Origin of the sequence: uncultured Veillonella sp., assembly GCF_934190855.1 — a bacterium.
Lineage (GTDB): Bacteria > Bacillota > Negativicutes > Veillonellales > Veillonellaceae > Veillonella.
The window spans coordinates 1-4715 of record NZ_CAKPTN010000127.1 but is presented as its reverse complement, the minus strand read 5'-3'; the positions used below and the strand labels follow the sequence as shown (position 1 = coordinate 4715).

Annotated in this window: 5 protein-coding genes and 1 pseudogene; all 6 read right to left on the bottom strand. The window is 39.3% G+C overall.

The features are described 5' to 3' along the window. Window positions 1-249: 249 nt before the first annotated feature. Window positions 250-516 (bottom strand): 30S ribosomal protein S15, encoded by a 267-nt coding sequence (gene rpsO / locus Q0F90_RS07310; protein ID WP_005386879.1) that lies wholly within the window; start codon window positions 514-516, stop codon window positions 250-252. Between the two features lie 171 nt (window positions 517-687). Continuing rightward, a complete protein-coding gene (locus Q0F90_RS07305; RefSeq protein ID WP_054747234.1) occupies window positions 688-1485 on the bottom strand; it encodes an ABC transporter ATP-binding protein in 798 nt (265 codons plus the stop codon). Window positions 1486-1495: 10 nt separating this feature from the next. Continuing rightward, window positions 1496-2368, bottom strand: coding sequence for an ABC transporter permease (locus Q0F90_RS07300; RefSeq protein WP_009372133.1), 873 nt, complete (start codon window positions 2366-2368; stop codon window positions 1496-1498). A gap of 11 nt (window positions 2369-2379) precedes the next feature. Further along, entirely contained in the window at window positions 2380-3360 is a 981-nt protein-coding gene (locus Q0F90_RS07295; protein ID WP_296004381.1) for an ABC transporter substrate-binding protein, read from the bottom strand. A gap of 24 nt (window positions 3361-3384) precedes the next feature. After that, window positions 3385-4362 carry an ABC transporter substrate-binding protein gene (locus Q0F90_RS07290; protein WP_296004380.1) on the bottom strand — a complete coding sequence of 326 codons (978 nt, stop codon included), beginning with the start codon at window positions 4360-4362 and terminating at the stop codon, window positions 3385-3387. 133 nt (window positions 4363-4495) lie between these two features. Beyond that, window positions 4496-4715 (bottom strand): annotated as a pseudogene (locus tag Q0F90_RS07285) (hypothetical protein); the annotation flags it as partial.

The window sequence follows — 4715 nt, the reverse complement described above, 5'->3', positions numbered from 1 at the left end:
GGACAAAACGTGTTGGTTTTATAGGCGATAGAGCCAGTAATTTACTGGCTCTATCGCCTATAAAACCAACACGTTTTGTCCTATAACCCTATAAATAGCAACTAGCACAATAAAAAGGACAGAGTTGCCGCTCTGTCCTTTTTTTCGTGTTTCCACAATAGATTATCGGCATTCGTTTCCCTTTGCCTAATGTTATTATAACATAGAGAAATAAAATAAAAAAGCCGTCCAAAGGGACGGCTAGTTTTATTATTTACGAAGACCAAGACGTTCGATAAGGGAACGGTAACGTTCGATATCTTTACGACGAAGGTAGTCAAGCATGTTACGGCGTTGACCAACCAATTTCAACAAACCACGACGGGAATGATGGTCTTTTTTGTGCTCTTTCAAGTGATCTGTTAAGTATTGGATGCGGCTTGTCAAAATCGCAACTTGTACTTCTGGAGAACCAGTGTCACCTTCATGAGTAGCGTATTCTTTAATTACTGCTAATTTAGCTTCTGTAGTTAACATTAATGTTACCTCCTAAAAAATAAATAATCCCGATAAGCTTAAGTAACCGTTGGAGATTCGAATACTTCGCTTACGATATGTCTTACGACCTTATTTAGTATACAGTATCTACCTTATCTTGTAAAGGAAAATTACAGCAAAATAACAAAAGAGGGCTTATGCCCTCTTCTATTATTTTGCACCAAGTACCATGCGGTCGCTTAATGCGTTTTCTCCAGCTACTTCGAACTTTTGAAGTAAGTCAGCAACTGTTAATTTTTTCTTTTCTTCCCCTTTTACATCATAGATGATACGACCGGAGTCCATCATGATGAGGCGATTACCAAAGCGCAATGCATCGCGCATATTATGAGTAATCATAAGAGTTGTTAAGTTGTGTTCTGCTACGAGTTTATCCGTCAATTGTAAAACATTTTCTGCAGTCTTAGGGTCAAGAGCTGCCGTATGTTCATCCAATAATAAAAGTTCTGGACGAAGCATTGTAGCCATCAACAATGTGATGGATTGGCGTTGACCACCAGATAATAGACCCATACGAGCAGACAAACGATCTTCAAGACCTAAACCTAATAGGGCAAGGCGTTCTTTGAAGAATGCTTGTTCGCTATCTTTAAAAGCCCATTTAAGACCTAAGCTTTTACCACGGCGCATAGCAAGAATCAAGTTTTCCTCGATTTGCATATTGCCTGCAGTCCCCACCATAGGGTCTTGGAATACACGGCCAATGTATTTAGCACGTTTGTACTCAGGCATTTTTGTTACATCAATATCATTGATTGTAATGGACCCTTCATCTACTGGAAATACACCAGCGATGGAGTTTAGTAACGTACTTTTACCAGCACCATTACCACCGATTACAGTACAGAAATCCCCTTCTTCTAAGCGAAGATCGATACCTTGTAATGCAGTCTTTTCATTAATTGTGCCCTTAAAGAAGGTTTTTACCATATTTTTTACTTCTAACATAGTGTCCTCCTTAGCGAGCCAACCATTTTGCTTTCAATGTAGGCAAGGAAAGCGCAATGGCCACAAGAATGGCAGTGAATAATTTTAAATCGTTTGGCGGCATACCCATGTAGAGTACAGCAGCAATAACGATACGATATACGATAGAACCAAGTACTACGGCGATAAGGCTACGTACGAAAGATTTTGTACCGAATACTACTTCACCGATGATTACAGACGCCAAGCCGATAACGATGGTACCGATACCCATACCTACGTCTGCAAAGCCTTGGAATTGACCAATAAGAGCGCCAGACATACCAACAAAACCATTGGAAATCAAAAGACCTAAAACGATCATGTTGTCAGTATTTACACCTTGAGCGCGAATCATTTGAGGGTTAACACCTGTTGCACGCAATGCTGTACCAATTTCTGTACCAAAGAACCAGAACAAGAACAAGCATACTACAACAGCTACTAATACGCCTACGATAGCAGCAGACCACATATTAGGTGTGTGGAATAAGCCGCCAAGGATAGAATAAATTGTGTCCATGCGTAGCAAGGATACGTTAGCTTTGCCCATAATGTGAAGGTTCACAGAGTACAAAGCAATCATTGTCAAAATACCAGCCAATAATGCAGGAATCTTTAGTTTTGTGTGAATCCAGCCTGTTACAGCACCTGCCACCATACCGCCCACACCGGCAAGTAAAATGGAAAGGATTGGATTCATGCCACTTGTAATTAAAATAGCGGAAATGGCCGCCCCCATTGGGAACGTACCCTCCACGGTTAAGTCAGCCACATCTAGTACACGGAAGGTAATGAATACACCGACCGCTAACAAGGACCATAAAAGGCCTGTGGTTATGGTGCCTACCACTAAATCTAACATCAAAATCTCCTCTATTGTTTCATATCTTTACGAAGTGCGTCTGGGATTGTAATACCTAATTTTTTAGCCCGTTCTTCGTTAACAGTTAACTTAATCTCTTTTTGTGTTTCAATCGCTAAGTCTGCAATTTTTGCTTCGCCACTAAGAACTTTAGCAGCCATTAATCCAGTTTGGTAACCCAATTGATAGTAATCAACAGAATATGTTGCTACACCACCAGTCATTGTCATACCTTCATCGGCAGCAAATACTGGAATTTTAGCAGCATCAGTGATTTGTGCTAAGTTAGCCATAGCAGATGCTAATACATTATCTGTTGGTGTATAGATAGCTTGTACATCTTGGTTCACAAGATTTGTAGCGGCTTGTTGGATATCATTAACGTTGGAAACAGTTGCTTCTACAACAGTGATACCTTTAGTAGCTGCGTACGCTTTCATTTTTTCAACTTGTAATTGGGAGTTGATTTCAGAAGATGTGTAAATAGCACCAATACGTTTTACATTTGGTACTAATGCAATGATAAGATCAACCTCTTTTTCAACAGGTGTCATATCAGACGTACCAGATACGTTACCACCAGGACGTTCATTGGATTGAACGAGTTTAGCTGTTACGTAATCTGTAATAGCAGTACCCATGATTGGAATATCATGAGTTGCATTCGCCATAGATTGCGCTGCTGGAGTAGCAATAGCTAATACTAAATCTTTTTTATCAGATACGAAGCGTTGGGCAATACTGTTCAAGTTAGATTGGTCAGCTTGAGCATTTTGTTGATCTAGCTTAATATTTTGACCATCTTTATAGCCTTTAGATGCAAGACCATCAACAAAGCCCTTATTAGCAGCATCAAGAGATGGATGTTCTACTAATTGAATAACGCCAATTTTCTTTTGGTCATTAGTTGCCGTATTAGAACCACAACCTGCTACCATTGCCATAATAGTGACGGCACTAAGTGCCACTGCAATACTTTTTTTCCAATTCATATGTAACTCCTTACCAGTTATGTGTTAAATCATAGATGCTTTGTTCATCAAATCCTCTGGTAAGGTGATGCCCAATTTTTCTAATTTATCTTTACCCACAACTAATTTAAATTCTTTTTGCATTTCGATAGGCATATCTTCAACTTTAGCTTCGCCAGTCAAGATTTTTGCTGCCATCAAACCTGTTTGGTAGCCAAGTTTGTAGTAATCTACAGACAAGGACATGAGTGCACCACCTTTTACGTGGTTGTCTTCACCGCCAAATACAGGAATTTTTGCTGGGTCGGTAATAGCTACAAGATTGCTCATAGCAGAAGCTACAACATTATCTGTCGGTACATAAATGGCATCTACACGCTGAGATACGAGGTTTTGAGCCGCTTGTTGAATATCGTTTACGTTGGAAACCGTAACCTCTTCAACTTTAATACCTTTTGTAGCCGCGTAAGCTTTCATCTTCTCTACTTGAATTTGAGAGTTTACTTCGCTAGAGCTATAAATAGTACCGATTGTTTTTGCATTCGGTAGTACTTGTAAAATTAAGTCAACTTGTTGCTCTACTGGGTTCATGTCGGATGTACCAGACACATTACCACCAGGTTTTTGATTAGATTTAACAAGTTTAGCTGCTTCGTAATCTGTAATAGCAGTACCCATGATTGGAATATCATGAGTTGCATTCGCCATAGATTGCGCTGCTGGAGTAGCAATTGCTAAAATCAAGTTTTTACGATCAGATACAAATCTCTGAGCAATACTATTCAAGTTAGATTGATCAGCTTGCGCGTTTTGTTGGTCGAAAGAAATTTTTTCAGCTAAGCCCTTTTCTTTAAGAGCATCAACAAAACCTTTATTTGCCGCATCTAGTGCAGGATGTTCAACGAGTTGTACTACGCCAACTTTGTATTCACCATTTGATGTAGTTCCATTTGAGCCACAGCCTGTAAAAGCTAATAAAGCTGCCGCCGTGAGCGCTAGGGCAATACCTTTTTTCAAGTTCATGGGGATTTCCTTCCTATCTGCAATGACTATAATACTTCTATTATAAACAAATTTATCCACTACATCAATGTAGCAGAGTAAAGTATTTTACATTTTTATTATGTGTAAAACACAATAAAGACAAGAAATCCAACTATTTTTCTAAAGATGCCAGCATATCTTCTGTCAAATCATTTGCTGCAAGAATATAGTCTTTAAGAGTGCCTTTATCAAGAGCAACCTTCATAACAGGTACTTCAAAGGGATCGAGAATAACGCACATCAAGATTTCACCCGTTACATAATAACCAACTACGGCCTCCCCTTCTTCTTCATCTAAGGTTTCTCGCTTTACTGTTACGCAGTATGGTTTC